Genomic DNA, 13,042 nt, shown 5'->3' with positions numbered 1-13,042 from the left:
CTCAATTTCCTAAAAGCTTATAGGCGATATAGAGTAAAACACCGGGAATCGCGATCCCGAGCGTAGCTTTGAGCGTCTTATTCACAATAAATACCCAGATAAATGCAGCAGCATTCAAGCTAAAGCCAATCAGGGTGGCGGACATGGCTGCACTGCTTCCACTGTCGATAAAAAGCTGGGCAATCAAGATCGTTGCCAGTGTAGCCAGTAGATAACCGCCAGCACCCGCCAGAATAAAGCGATATAAAATCATCCCACGATAAGCCAGCATATTTGCTTTGACTTTATTTTTGCTTGATGGTTTCGGTGCAGTAACTGTTCCAGTCGCTATGGCTTGCATATTCGGACTATTCATCATCGAAAATTCTATTTACAAACTTATGAATTAATTAATGATAATGATAACAATTATTGTTTAGATTTTAAATATGGGTTGTTGAACTATTTATATGAAAAATAAGTAAAACTGGAAGTTAGGTTAAAAAAGAGAGGGGGAAGGGAATTAAAAAAGATCAAAATGTAAGGCTTGAAAATAAAAACAGCGGCTCGAAGGCCGCTGTCTAAACTTCATTTATTCACGATTAGTCTTGCTGAATACCTGCAACCACCCAGTCCTGATTTGAACCTGCTGGTTTGGTGAAATGCCAGATTTCTGCGAACGGTTGCGGCAAGCTGTTTAAGTCTTCGCTTACCGTACCTGTAAAGCGTACGCTGACAATATACTGGCCATTGTCAGTCGATGAGTCGACGACCATCGCATTCAGATTTGAAAACTCGGCAACATCCTGATCCTGATTGCTCATGATGTCGTTATACATTGACTGATAAAGTTCAGGAGTCAGATAACGCTGAATTTCAGAAATGTTGCTTGCTGTATTCATGGACTGAATATGGTTAAAACGCTGACGCGCTACACGCAAGAATGCTGCAGGTTCAGTACCATCCGGTAACTGGCTGCCACTTTGGGTATAAGCTGCACCAAAAGGCGCGTTATTTACCGGAGCAGAACCGAACGGAGCATTGTTGCTTGACGTTTGACCACCCACATTCTGACCAAAAATATTGGTACTGTCACCACCGCGAGGTGCAGTCGGTGCCTGACCAAAAGGTGCTGTATTACCAGCACCGCTATTTGGTGCGTATGGGTTAGAAGCTACTTTTTTTTTTGCGCCCATCTTACGGAAAATGAAGAAGGCAACAGCAGCAGCAAGAAGGATCCAGATCCAGCCTGGAATACCACCTTTTTCCTCTTCGGCTTGAGCAGCCTGAGCTTCAGATGCTGCTACACTTTGATCATCCGCCAAGGCATTGGCAGCAACTGCACCAATCGCAGCACCGGCTACACCCGCGGCAACCATGCCGCCGACACCCGGACCGGATTTTTGCTGGGTTGCAGCACCGGCAACTGGCGCTTGTTGAGCAGGCGCAGCTTGACGAGGTTGTTGATAAGATTGAGTAGGTTGTGCAGAACGTTGCATGCCGTGACTTTTACCGCCACCGGCACGTTTTGCTTCAGCTGCAAAAGGCGCAACCAATAAAACTGCTGTCAAGATACCTGTGATCAAACCGCGCTGTCGAACTTCCATTCATTTTTCCTATGAGAATAAAACCTGTTTGTACAGTCTATTTATATAGGCTTTGTGTGGAATTTCAATCAAAAATCTGTATTTTTTTGCTCTTTGTACGAAATGAGCCGGTTTACAGTTAATTGAGTTCATCACTCAGCGCCATTGCCTCGCTCAAGGCTTCATGTAAACGCGCAACTGCAATAATTTGCACGCCCTCGATGGATTTTTGCGGTGCATTGCCGCGAGGGACAATAATGTATTTAAAACCATGTTTAATCGCTTCTTTTAGCCGTTCCTGACCGTTCGGCACAGGGCGAATCTCTCCAGACAGTCCGACTTCCCCAAAAACCGCCAGCTGTTGCGGTAAGGCTTTGCCACGAATGCTGGAAGCGCAGGCGAGAAGTACCGCCAGATCCGAACCTGTTTCGGTAATTTTCAATCCACCGACAATATTGACATACACATCCTGGCCGGAGGTTTGCACACCACCATGCCGATGCATGACTGCAAGGAGCATATTTAGACGGTTCTGATCCAAACCAAGCGCTACGCGTCGTGGCTGACCATGCGCATCATCGACCAGTGCCTGAACCTCAACCAGTAGCGGGCGCGTACCTTCGCGGCTGATCATTACAATCGAACCGGGAATCGCTTCATCATAACGGCTTAAAAAGATGGCTGAAGGATTGGACACTTCGCGCAGACCTTTATCGGTCATGCCGAACACACCGAGCTCATTGACCGCACCAAAACGGTTTTTGACCGCTCGGATCATCCGGTAACGTGAATCCGACTGGCCTTCAAAATACAGCACACAGTCCACCATATGTTCCAGTACACGTGGGCCGGCCAGTGCGCCTTCTTTGGTTACATGACCGACCAGAAACAAAGACGTGCCACTATTTTTGGCAAAACGGGTCAACAAGGCCGCTGATTCACGAATTTGTGAGACACCACCTGGTGCAGATTGTAAGGTCTCGGTGTACAGGGTTTGAATAGAGTCTAGAATAGCCACCGCAGGGCGTTGTTGGGCCAATACTTCACAAATACGTTCAACACAGGTTTCGGCCATAACTTTGAGCTGATCGGTCGGCAGATCCAGACGCTGGGCACGTAGCGCGACCTGAGACAAGGATTCTTCACCGGTGACATATAAGGCCGAATTTTTGGCAGAAGCCATGTGCGCGGCTGTTTGCAGCAAAATAGTCGATTTACCAATTCCGGGATCACCGCCAATCAGAACGACGGAACCTGTTACCAGTCCGCCACCCAGAACCCGGTCAAATTCATTGATCCCCGTCGGCAGACGGGTTTCATGAGAGACTGAGACCTGATTTAAAGTCGTGATGCTGGACGCCTGGCCTGCGTATCCACCACCAATTTTTGGCTGTGCACGATGCGTTACTGCCGGTGCAATGGTCACCTCAACCAGGCTGTTCCATTCCCCGCATTCAGAACACTGCCCCGACCATTTTGGATGATCGGCACCACATTGTTCACAACGATACACACTTTTTGCTTTAGCCATATTTGAAGATGAAGCGATTGAAATTGAGTGACAGCATAGCGGTGAATGCCATCGAAAACCAAGTCTTTCACCTGAAAAATCATGGTTTTTACGACAAGTCTTGTCGTTTTTATTTATGCTGATTTGAATGCTGTGCGTCAACGCCGTCTATAATGCCCATCTTGTTATGCTGGAATGGAACAGATCTTGTCACAATTGCTCAAACATATTGATGCGATCGCACGTGAAAAAAACCGTGATGTGTTATTTGTGCATTTTGATCATTATGTACATCCAGATCGGGATGCAAACTCGGTTCGCCAAATGTTAATCGGCTGGCTAGAGCAACAGGGGATTGTGTATATGCCGTGTTTAGGTGTGGATCAAACCGTCCATAGTGAAATCTACCTGGGTGGGCTTTATCTGGATGTACCTTTTGATCTGCATCATAAAACCTATCAAAAACTGAGTGAGTATCTGGAAGATGAACAGGGCAATATGAAAATTGAAGGCATTCAGTTTTTTGTTCTTTCTTTGGCTCTGGCGCTTGAACTCGAGTCTGATAGCAAAGTACCACAATGGGGTGGTTTGCGTTGCTAAATTTTCATAATGAAAAATGGAAAAGATTAAGCAGAAAAAGCCACGATTGACGTGGCTCTTTACTATTTAAGTTGAGTAATTAAATAGCTTATCAATTAATAAAGTTCACCAGATTTACGTCTTGCAATAAAGTCTTTCGATTCCTTGGCAATCACTCCGGATAAAAGCAATAGTGCAATTAAGTTTGGAACCGCCATGAGCCCATTAAAGGTATCGGCGAAGAGCCAAACCAGATCAAGGGTCGCCACACAGCCAATAAATACCGAAGCGATATAAATAATGCGATAGGGCAGCACAAACTTCTCACCGAGCAAATAAGTGGCACATTTCTCGCCATAGTAGCTCCAACCCAAGATGGTGGAATAAGCAAAGAAAATAATCCCGAGGGTCACAATCCAGCCGCCGATCCCAGGCAACAGTTTGTCAAACGCGCTGATGGTCAATACTGCGCCGGTCTGGTCACCGAATGAGTTGCCGGCCATGATATAACCCATCACCAGTACAATACCGGTAATCGAACAGACGATAATCGTATCAATAAAGGTACCAGTCATAGACACCAGACCTTGACGGGCCGGATGATCGGTTTTCGCTGCTGCGGCCGCAATCGGTGCAGAACCCATACCGGCTTCGTTGGAGAATACTCCACGCGCTACACCATAACGAATCGCTGCGCCAATCGCACCACCTACAGCAGCCTCACCGGTAAAGGCATAGGTAAAGATCATTTTCAGGGCTGGAGCGACTAACTCCAGATTGTTGATGATAATCGTCACTCCCCCTGCAACATAGCCCAGGGCCATAACTGGAACAATTACTGAAGAAGCGCGAGAAATGGTTTGAATTCCGCCGAGAATCACCAGTGCTGAAAAGGCGGTAATGACGATACCGGTCATCCAGGTTTCGATGCCCAAGCTGTTTTCAACCGCCAGTGCTACAGTATTCGACTGTACTGAACTGCCGATTCCAAAAGAAGCCAGTGTCCCGAACAAGGCAAAAATCAGTGCCAGCCATTTCCATTTCAGACCACGCTCGATGAAGTACATCGGACCACCCGACATTTCACCTTTTTCATTTTTGACTCGGTATTTGACTGCCAGAACACCTTCGCCATATTTGGTGGCCATACCAAACAGGGCGGTCATCCACATCCAGAACACGGCGCCCGGACCCCCGAGGACACAGGCAGTGGCTACGCCGGCAATATTACCGGTACCAATCGTGGCAGAGAGTGCGGTCATCAATGAGGCGAATTGGGAAATGTCCCCTGAATGGTCAGGGTGCTTGCCAAAGACCTGTTTAAAGGCTAAAGGCAACATGCGGAACTGCCAGAACAATAAACGAAAGGTAAGGAAGATCCCGGTACCAACAATTAGTACCAGCATATAAGGGCCCCAGACCCAGCCGCTTAAAGTTTCCATTAAACTTTGTAAATTTTGCATAAAATTCTTCTTATTGATCCATGTCTGTGTAGTTCGAGGTATTGATTAAAAAGCAATTGCTATGCCAGATACATTCATCCTGAATGCATAAATTGACTGAATAGTGTTCTATTTTTTACACAGTTTTAAAAATTTGACAAGAAATTACTGGAATATCACAGGTCAAAAATAAAGCAGAAGTGTAACCGTAGAGCGATATAAGAAAAATAAATTAACTTCTTCAATTAATCAGGAAATACAAATGATGCAAATTTTATTTTTGTATTCAGCATTTTTTACGTTAATTTGTCGCGAGTAAAACTCAAAGTTGTAATTAATAATGTCAGAAAAACATAACAATTCGTCGGCAGAGCACGGTGAATTAAAGCGGAGTTTGTCCAATCGGCACCTACAGTTAATTGCCATTGGGGGCGCCATCGGAACCGGCCTGTTTATGGGTTCGGGTAAAACCATCAGTCTCGCAGGTCCTTCGATTCTGGTGATCTATATGATCATCGGTTTTATGGTCTTTCTGGTGATGCGTGCATTGGGTGAGTTGTTGCTCTCCAATTTACAATATAAATCATTTATTGATTTTGCCACGGATCTGATCGGGCCTTGGGCCGGATACTTTGTTGGCTGGACCTACTGGCTGTGCTGGATCACCATCGGGATTGCAGATCTGTCAGCCATTATTTATTATCTGCAATTCTTCAATAATGGTTTGCCCTTTAGCCCTGAAGAAGGCGTCATGATCAGTGTTGCCGCGATTGTGTTTATCATGGGGCTGAATCTGGTCACGGTAAAACTGTTTGGTGAAATGGAATTCTGGTTTGCCCTGGTCAAAATTATCGCCATTGTGGTGCTGATTGCTGTTGGTCTGTGGATGGTGTTTACTGGCTTTACCAATGATGTTGGTACGGTCGCATCCTTTAGTCATATCTGGGAGCATGGCGGTTTGTTCCCAACGGGTGCCATGGGCTTCCTGGCCGGTTTCCAGATTGCCATCTTTGCCTTTGTGGGGGTGGAACTGGTGGGGACTACCGCGGCTGAAACCAAAGATCCGGAAAAGAACCTGCCAAAAGCGGTGAACTCTATTCCGATCCGTATCATTATTTTCTATGTATTGGCACTGCTCATTGTGATGTCAGTAACTCCATGGAACCAGATTGACCCGAATGTTTCGCCCTTTGTAAACCTGTTCAGTCAGGCTGGCATTGCAGCGGCTGCGATTATCATGAACCTGGTGGTATTGTCCTCGGTGATGTCATCGATGAACAGTGGCGTATTCTCGACCAGCCGTATGCTGTTTGGTCTGTCGCGTGAAGAGCAGGCACCGGTTGCCTTTGGTCGCTTGAACCGTCGCGCAGTGCCTGCAAATGCCCTGTATTTTTCTGCCGTGTGTTTGTTGCTGGGTGCAGCACTTCAGTATTTTGTTCCGGATACCGTTCGGGCCTTTACCTTGGCAACGACTTTATCCACGATTCTGTTTATTTGTGTCTGGATCATCATTATCTGGAGCTATATCGTGTATTACAAAACACGTCCAGAACTACATGCAAAGTCAACTTTTAAGTTGCCAGGTGGTTTAGTGACTTGTTGGGTCGTGATTATTTTCTTCCTAAGCATGATCGTGGTCTTGGCGCTGGAAGAGGATACCCGCCAGGCACTGATGATCAGTCCGATCTGGTTTATCCTGTTAATCATTGGCTATTTTGGTTTCTATAAACAGAAACATAAATAAACCTTATCAATAAAAACGTCAGCGATCTGCTGGCGTTTTTTTTTGTCTAAAGATACTCTCTAGCGTTTAACGCTTGGGTCATGCCGAATGATCGCGTTATACTTCATCGAAACTATTACATTAGGTGGTCAGATGCGCCAAGTCATTTGCTACATCAGTATCTTAGCGACAGGTCTTGTTCTTGCAGGTTGTGGACAGTCAGGTGCTTTGCACTTGCCGAATGATCCGAATTACGACAAGCGTGCCAAGTATCTGTTATACAAAAATACTGAAACTGAGCCTAAAGCGTCCGATGAAAAACGCGAGGCACCCGTGCAACAACAGTTTGCTGCACCTACAGATTCAGACGTTAAAACCACACCATAACGCTTTCACAGAAAGGATACCTTCATGAGTTTCACCCGCATTAATGGGGTATTGCACGCTGAGCAATGTTCATTACAACAGCTCGCGGAGCAATTCGGCACACCACTCTATGTTTATTCTAAAGCCACTTTGGAAAAGCATTTTTTAGATATGGACCGTGCTTTTGATTTTATCGACCATCAAATCTGTTTTGCGGTAAAGTCCAACTCTAATCTTGCGGTATTGAATGTATTGGCCAAACAGGGTGCCGGTTTTGATATTGTGACCGGTGGTGAATTGGCGCGTGTGCTGAAAGCCGGTGGTGATGCATCGAAAATCGTATTTTCGGGCTTGGGTAAATCTGAAGCGGATATCAAAAAAGCGTTGGAAGTCGGCATTGCCTGTTTCAACGTGGAATCTTATGCCGAGCTGGATCGTATCCAGAAGGTTGCGGCTGAATTAAATATCAAAGCGCCGATTTCATTACGTGTGAATCCTGATGTCGATGCCAAAACCCATCCTTATATTTCAACCGGCTTAAAAGAAAATAAATTCGGTATTCCGTCTGATAGCGTGTTTGAAACTTATCAATATGCAGCGTCATTGCCAAATCTGGATGTGGTTGGGATTGACTGCCATATCGGTTCACAGCTGACTGAAACCCAGCCATTTGTGGATGCACTGGATCGTGTCATTGTGATGATCGACCAGTTAAAAGAGCTGGGCATTCACCTCAAACACATCGATATCGGCGGTGGTCTGGGTGTGACGTATAAAGATGAAACCCCGCCGTCGGTTGAAGAATATGCCAATGCGCTACGTCCAGCTTTAGAAAAATTGGGCTTGAAAGTGTATATGGAACCGGGACGTAGTATCTCTGCCAATGCAGGTGTGCTGCTGACTAAAGTGGATCTATTAAAACCAACGAATCACCGTAATTTCGCGATTATTGATGCTGCGATGAATGACCTGATTCGTCCTGCTTTATATGAAGCATGGATGGACATTCAATCTGTTACACCTCGTACCGATATCGAAACGAAAGAATGGGATGTCGTGGGTGCAATTTGTGAAACTGGTGATTTCCTGGGTAAAGAGCGCGAGCTTGCGATCAAGGAAAATGATGTGCTGGCTGTACTTGGCGCTGGTGCATACGGTTTTGTGATGAGCTCAAACTACAACAGCCGTGGTCGTGCTGCTGAAGTAATGGTCGACGCTGATCAGGCGCATTTGATTCGTGAACGTGAAACGATTGAATCACTCTGGGAACGTGAGCGTTTATTGCCTTAAGGATAAATCAGGATGTTATTAGAATTTACCAAGATGCATGGTCTGGGCAATGACTTTATGGTGGTTGACCTGATCAGCCAGCGTGCTTATTTAGACACTTTGACCATTCAGCGTTTGGCCAACCGTAACTTCGGCATTGGTTTTGATCAACTCTTGGTGGTTGAGCCACCCGATGTGCCAAGTGCAGACTTTAAATACCGGATTTTTAATGCCGATGGTTCGGAAGTGGAGCAATGTGGCAATGGCGTGCGCTGTTTTGCCAAATTTGTACATGATCGTCAGCTCACCACCAAAACCAAAATCAAGGTGCAAACCAAATCTGGTATTGTTGAGCCGGAATTGGGTGCGAATGGCTGGGTACGGGTCAATATGGGTTATCCAAAATTTTTGCCTCAGGAAATTCCATTTGTAGCTGATGCGCCGGAGAGCCTGTATGACATCGATCTTGCTGGCGGTGAAAAGCTGACCATTGATGTGGTCAATATGGGGAATCCACATGCGGTGACAATCGTACCGGATGTGATTGCTGCCGATGTCGCACGTATTGGTCCACAAGTTGAATCACATGCGCGCTTCCCGGCACGAGTCAATGCTGGCTTTATGCAGATTATTGATGAAAAACATGCACGTTTACGTGTGTACGAGCGTGGTGTAGGCGAGACCTTAGCTTGTGGTACAGGTGCCTGTGCTGCCGCAATTTCAGGTATGCGTCGTGGTCTGCTGTCGAGTAAAGTCGAAGTTGAACTGGCAGGCGGCAAGCTGCAAATTGAATGGAAAGAAGGTGATGTGGTCTGGATGACCGGACCAACGGCGACCGTATATGAAGGACGTCTGGATTTACGTTATTTCCAGGGTTAAGCTTGGTTCCGCTTGAGAAAAAAGCACTGTCTGATCGATGGTGCTTTTTTTATGCTAGGATGGGAAAAACCGTAGAATTTGACCGAGATGAATACGCTTGTTTTCCTGCCGGGTGCTTCAGGAAGCCAGCACTTTTGGCAGCCATTAAGGGCAGCATTAACCAAATATCCAGATCAGCAAGTCATTGCCTATCCGGGCTTTGATGGCGTAGCACCAAATTTGGCCATTCAAAACCTGTATGATCTGCAAGAATTCGTGAAAGAAAAAATTGAGGATGATTCCATTCTGATTGCCCAGTCTATGGGCGGTGTCTTGGCCGTTGGGTTGGCACTTAAGCATCCACAGAAAGTCAAAGGGCTGGTATTGTTGGCGACATCTGGTGGTCTGAATTTAAAAACTTTTCATTGTGCAGACTGGCGAACAGATTATCGTGAACTGTTTAAAACAGCGCCGGACTGGTTTGAACAAGACCAAACTGAATTTAGCCGCGTTCAGCTCGCAAGTCTGGACGTTCCGATCTTGCTGATCTGGGGCGATCATGATCCTTTAAGTACTGTTCAGCTTGGACAATACTTGGCAGGAATTTTTAAAAATGCAAAATTGCATATTATCCAAGGTGGAGATCATTTCTTTGCCAATACGCATGCAGATCAGGTTGCAATGCTGATTCAAGATTATTTGGAGCAACTCTAAATGGAGCAAGCAGTGATTGTCCCACCTCAACTCTTGCTCAATATGTGGCTGAAAGAACGTGAAATCCAAAACCAGTCCAAACATACCTTGCAAGCCTATGAACGTGATGTCTCGGATTTTTTAGAGTTTTGCCAGCGTGAGCAGCTCAATTTAAACGATGTGGAAGCCACCGATTTACGCCAGTTTCTGGCTGAAAAAGTTGAACAGCATCAGCTCAGTCCTAGCAGCCTGCAACGTATGCTTTCGGCTATTCGCCAGTTTATGAAATGGGCCGAGCAGGCTCAGCATATGGCTTTTAATCCGGCGGATGATTTTCAGTTAAAACGTCAATCGCGTCCTTTGCCGGGCATGGTGGATATTGAAACAGTCAACCAGATTATTGATCAGCCTGCGCCCGAAAATGAAATACAGCAGCAAATGTGGCTCCGGGACAAAGCGATTTTGGAATTGCTTTATTCGAGTGGGTTGCGTCTGGCAGAACTGCAAAGCCTGAGAATTAAAGATATTGATTTCAACCGGCAGTTATTACGCATTACTGGTAAAGGCAATAAAACCCGGATTGTGCCTTTTGGCTCCAAGGCCAAAGACAGCGTGATGGCCTGGTTGCAAGTCTATCCCTTATGGAATGGTGATTTTGTGCCGGAGGCGAATGTATTTATTACCCAGAAAGGCAATCCGCTCGGTGCAAGACAAATTGAAAATCGGGTCAAGTTTCAGGCACAGCGCGCAGGCGTCAATGTCGATCTGCATCCACATTTATTAAGACATTGTTTTGCCAGTCATATGTTGTCGAATAGCCGGGACTTACGAGCCGTGCAGGAAATGCTGGGTCACAGCAATTTAACCACCACGCAAATTTACACCCATGTCGATTTTGATCATCTGGCCCAGATTTATGATCAGGCCCATCCACGTGCACAACATAAAGAAGAATGATCATGTGCGAAGTGTTATAGAATAAAAATCATGAAAATTGTATTTTTGGCACAAAACTTTCATATATAAACCTTAAAATGGAATTGAACTGAACATTGGCGTTCGGGTAAGCATTTCACTATTGTCTTATTCGTTAAATGCGCCATTTCAGGTATAACAATAACTAGTATTTAATATTTAAAATGAAATATTGCTGAGCAGCGTCTCAGCATTTGACCGATGGGAGGTGACATGGACACACTGGTAATTGCAGATATAGAGCAAAAATATGCACAGTTAAGTGAAGCTCAAAAAGAAATGTTTGCAGGTTATGGTTTGCGACAAATCAAGCATTTTGTGGACATTAGCTTACCCAATCTTGAAGCGACCTTACCCGAAGGCGCCATCATTCAAGGGATTAATGCCGATGGAAAAGTTCAGGCCTTTAATGCGGCGACTAGGCAATACTATTTATGGATTTCTGATTTGCAATGGCAATTGTCGAATCGTGCGACCCAGGCAGTCGATTTAAAAGAAGATGCGATTGCAATTTGGCAAATTTTTGAATTGGCAGACTATGAGCTGGTAGATTTAAGCCATGTACATCGTGATTTTTTAGCACAAGAAACTGAGTAAATTCTGAAGCATCCACATAACATAAAAATAAGATTCAGTCCTGTGATTTGGCTTTGCTCAAGAGGAAAAGGTTGTCTTCTATAGGCAACCTTTTCTTATAGTAGAACTTTCAATCTATGCGCTTGCAGCACATGTTATGGTTTAAGCAAGCATACGATTATGCAAATCTTAAATTAAGAACATAGCGTCGTTGTCTAAAATCAGTTTGCCTATAAATCTTCTAAAGGCAGCTGGAAACTCTGTTTAATAATCTGACTCGGTAAATCTGTTTTGACACTGGTAATACCATTTTTTTTGGTCAGATGGGTCGACTGAAATTTACGGTAACTTTCCAGATCAGGCACCACAACTTTCAACATGGCATCGCTCTCTCCCAAAATAATGTAGCACTCCATCACTTGCGGCAATTCTTTCATCGCCTCAATAAAGGTATCAATGGTTTCGGCATCCTGACCGACCAGCCAGATGCGCGAAAATAAAATCAGCTGAAAACCAATTTTTTGTTGGTCGACAATAGTCGTGTAATTCTGAATCACGCCTGCATCTTCCAGCAATTTCACCCGGCGTAAACAGGATGAAGGTGAAAGTCCGATTTCACGTGCCAGATCATTATTCTGAATACGGCCATTGGCCTGTAAATGTCGAATGATATTTTTATCAATTCGATCAAGCTTTACCCGCACAGACTTGGTGGATATTTTCATAAATTAGAATAATATTCGAAAAATAATACTTATTATAAAATAAAATGAAAGCCAATTTTGTAAAAAATCGCAGATACTTATTTCACTTTCTGGAGTTTGAAAGGAAAAGGAAATGTCTGTATTTGTACTCTTTGCACTGACCGTGCTTCCCCTAATTTTTACGCCTGGACCCGATATGTTATTTATCCTGTCTCAAGTGATGGGTAAAGATGCAAAAGCAGGCATGATGGCAACCTTAGGGGTGTGTTGCGGTTATCTGGTGCATTCTATTCTGGTGGCACTCGGGATTGCGGCTATTATTGTCTCTTTTCCGGTGCTGTTTGAAACGATTCGCTGGCTCGGGATTGCTTATCTGCTGTATCTGGCCTTTGGTTTGCTCAAATCGGTATTCAGTAAAAACGCGCTGAACATTGAGAAAAAGACCTCAGCCAATCCGATTAAAAAAGGTTTTTTTACCGCACTGTTAAATCCGAAAGGCATGTTGATTTATTTTGCGATTTTGCCGCAGTTTATTGATAAATCGGCCAATACTGTCAGTCAAGGTTTGATTCTGTCCTTTATTTTTATCAGTCTGATTTTTGTGGTGTATTGTGGCTTAAGTATTTTATTCAGCAAAATCAGCCAAAAAACCCAAATGGATGAACGTAAACAAAAATGGGTAGATGGAACTTCTGGTGGTTTACTGGCACTTGCCGCAAGCTGGTTAATCATTAATTAATCTGGCTGTAAAGAAGCATACTCTTCGCAGTATGCTTTTTTTA

General features: G+C 44.7%; 14 protein-coding genes. 9 read left to right on the top strand and 5 right to left on the bottom strand.

What is annotated here, in order from left to right; genetic code table 11:
- Nucleotide 1 precedes the first annotated feature (1 nt).
- From AC13CK_RS12420 to radA, 3 genes are all read right to left on the bottom strand, one after another.
- Complete coding sequence (locus AC13CK_RS12420) at nucleotides 2-358, bottom strand: hypothetical protein (RefSeq protein ID WP_425878842.1); 357 nt, start codon at nucleotides 356-358, stop codon at nucleotides 2-4.
- A gap of 223 nt (nucleotides 359-581) precedes the next feature.
- On the bottom strand, nucleotides 582-1,586 hold the full coding sequence (locus tag AC13CK_RS12415; RefSeq protein ID WP_004731819.1) for a Tim44 domain-containing protein: 1,005 nt from the start codon (nucleotides 1,584-1,586) through the stop codon (nucleotides 582-584).
- Nucleotides 1,587-1,704: 118 nt separating this feature from the next.
- Nucleotides 1,705-3,096: a DNA repair protein RadA gene (gene radA / locus AC13CK_RS12410; RefSeq protein WP_310076941.1), complete on the bottom strand. Its 1,392-nt coding sequence runs from the start codon at nucleotides 3,094-3,096 to the stop codon at nucleotides 1,705-1,707.
- Nucleotides 3,097-3,270: 174 nt separating this feature from the next.
- On the opposite strand from radA, the gene AC13CK_RS12405 reads away from it, so the two are divergent.
- Entirely contained in the window at nucleotides 3,271-3,675 is a 405-nt protein-coding gene (locus tag AC13CK_RS12405; protein WP_425878844.1) for a hypothetical protein, read from the top strand.
- Between the two features lie 95 nt (nucleotides 3,676-3,770).
- On the opposite strand, the gene AC13CK_RS12400 is transcribed toward AC13CK_RS12405, so the two are convergent.
- The gene (locus AC13CK_RS12400; RefSeq protein WP_482831233.1) at nucleotides 3,771-5,117 is read right to left on the bottom strand and encodes an alanine/glycine:cation symporter family protein; all 1,347 of its coding nucleotides are present in this window, start codon (nucleotides 5,115-5,117) and stop codon (nucleotides 3,771-3,773) included.
- Between the two features lie 319 nt (nucleotides 5,118-5,436).
- Between AC13CK_RS12400 and AC13CK_RS12395 the strand changes: the two genes are divergently transcribed.
- The 7 genes from AC13CK_RS12395 (at nucleotide 5,437) to AC13CK_RS12365 (ending at nucleotide 11,577) form a co-directional block, all read left to right on the top strand.
- On the top strand, nucleotides 5,437-6,840 hold the full coding sequence (locus AC13CK_RS12395; RefSeq protein WP_425878847.1) for an amino acid permease: 1,404 nt from the start codon (nucleotides 5,437-5,439) through the stop codon (nucleotides 6,838-6,840).
- Between the two features lie 132 nt (nucleotides 6,841-6,972).
- Nucleotides 6,973-7,206 carry an LPS translocon maturation chaperone LptM gene (gene lptM, locus AC13CK_RS12390; protein ID WP_005247664.1) on the top strand — a complete coding sequence of 78 codons (234 nt, stop codon included), beginning with the start codon at nucleotides 6,973-6,975 and terminating at the stop codon, nucleotides 7,204-7,206.
- A 24-nt stretch (nucleotides 7,207-7,230) separates the two neighbouring features.
- Nucleotides 7,231-8,475, top strand: a complete 1,245-nt coding sequence (gene lysA, locus AC13CK_RS12385; RefSeq protein WP_153567003.1) for a diaminopimelate decarboxylase — start codon at nucleotides 7,231-7,233, stop codon at nucleotides 8,473-8,475.
- 12 nt (nucleotides 8,476-8,487) lie between these two features.
- A complete protein-coding gene (gene dapF / locus AC13CK_RS12380; protein WP_004645716.1) occupies nucleotides 8,488-9,333 on the top strand; it encodes a diaminopimelate epimerase in 846 nt (281 codons plus the stop codon).
- A gap of 87 nt (nucleotides 9,334-9,420) precedes the next feature.
- Complete coding sequence (locus tag AC13CK_RS12375; RefSeq protein WP_148334285.1) at nucleotides 9,421-10,026, top strand: alpha/beta fold hydrolase; 606 nt, start codon at nucleotides 9,421-9,423, stop codon at nucleotides 10,024-10,026.
- Nucleotides 10,027-10,962 carry a site-specific tyrosine recombinase/integron integrase gene (gene xerA, locus AC13CK_RS12370; RefSeq protein ID WP_153567002.1) on the top strand — a complete coding sequence of 312 codons (936 nt, stop codon included), beginning with the start codon at nucleotides 10,027-10,029 and terminating at the stop codon, nucleotides 10,960-10,962.
- Between the two features lie 231 nt (nucleotides 10,963-11,193).
- Nucleotides 11,194-11,577 (top strand): hypothetical protein, encoded by a 384-nt coding sequence (locus AC13CK_RS12365; RefSeq protein WP_004645713.1) that lies wholly within the window; start codon nucleotides 11,194-11,196, stop codon nucleotides 11,575-11,577.
- A gap of 209 nt (nucleotides 11,578-11,786) precedes the next feature.
- Here the strand turns inward: AC13CK_RS12365 and AC13CK_RS12360 are convergent, their stop codons facing one another.
- Nucleotides 11,787-12,281 (bottom strand): Lrp/AsnC family transcriptional regulator, encoded by a 495-nt coding sequence (locus AC13CK_RS12360; protein WP_004645712.1) that lies wholly within the window; start codon nucleotides 12,279-12,281, stop codon nucleotides 11,787-11,789.
- Nucleotides 12,282-12,393: 112 nt separating this feature from the next.
- On the opposite strand from AC13CK_RS12360, the gene AC13CK_RS12355 reads away from it, so the two are divergent.
- Nucleotides 12,394-12,999, top strand: coding sequence for a LysE family translocator (locus AC13CK_RS12355; protein ID WP_005252483.1), 606 nt, complete (start codon nucleotides 12,394-12,396; stop codon nucleotides 12,997-12,999).
- Nucleotides 13,000-13,042 lie beyond the last annotated feature (43 nt).

The sequence above is a fragment of the Acinetobacter sp. L-24 genome (assembly GCF_056857555.1).
The sequence above is the reverse complement of the archived record's forward strand: the minus strand, read 5'-3'. Positions and strand labels throughout refer to the sequence as shown.

Bases quoted from the DNA above. Each gene is read 5' to 3' on its own strand.
- AC13CK_RS12420 (WP_425878842.1), bottom strand. From the start codon at position 358: ATGATGAATAGTCCGAATATGCAAGCCATAGCGACTGGAACAGTTACT.
- AC13CK_RS12415 (WP_004731819.1), bottom strand. From the start codon at position 1,586: ATGGAAGTTCGACAGCGCGGTTTGATCACAGGTATCTTGACAGCAGTT.
- radA (WP_310076941.1), bottom strand. From the start codon at position 3,096: ATGGCTAAAGCAAAAAGTGTGTATCGTTGTGAACAATGTGGTGCCGAT.
- AC13CK_RS12405 (WP_425878844.1), top strand. From the start codon at position 3,271: ATGGAACAGATCTTGTCACAATTGCTCAAACATATTGATGCGATCGCA.
- AC13CK_RS12400 (WP_482831233.1), bottom strand. From the start codon at position 5,117: ATGCAAAATTTACAAAGTTTAATGGAAACTTTAAGCGGCTGGGTCTGG.
- AC13CK_RS12395 (WP_425878847.1), top strand. From the start codon at position 5,437: ATGTCAGAAAAACATAACAATTCGTCGGCAGAGCACGGTGAATTAAAG.
- lptM (WP_005247664.1), top strand. From the start codon at position 6,973: ATGCGCCAAGTCATTTGCTACATCAGTATCTTAGCGACAGGTCTTGTT.
- lysA (WP_153567003.1), top strand. From the start codon at position 7,231: ATGAGTTTCACCCGCATTAATGGGGTATTGCACGCTGAGCAATGTTCA.
- dapF (WP_004645716.1), top strand. From the start codon at position 8,488: ATGTTATTAGAATTTACCAAGATGCATGGTCTGGGCAATGACTTTATG.
- AC13CK_RS12375 (WP_148334285.1), top strand. From the start codon at position 9,421: ATGAATACGCTTGTTTTCCTGCCGGGTGCTTCAGGAAGCCAGCACTTT.
- xerA (WP_153567002.1), top strand. From the start codon at position 10,027: ATGGAGCAAGCAGTGATTGTCCCACCTCAACTCTTGCTCAATATGTGG.
- AC13CK_RS12365 (WP_004645713.1), top strand. From the start codon at position 11,194: ATGGACACACTGGTAATTGCAGATATAGAGCAAAAATATGCACAGTTA.
- AC13CK_RS12360 (WP_004645712.1), bottom strand. From the start codon at position 12,281: ATGAAAATATCCACCAAGTCTGTGCGGGTAAAGCTTGATCGAATTGAT.
- AC13CK_RS12355 (WP_005252483.1), top strand. From the start codon at position 12,394: ATGTCTGTATTTGTACTCTTTGCACTGACCGTGCTTCCCCTAATTTTT.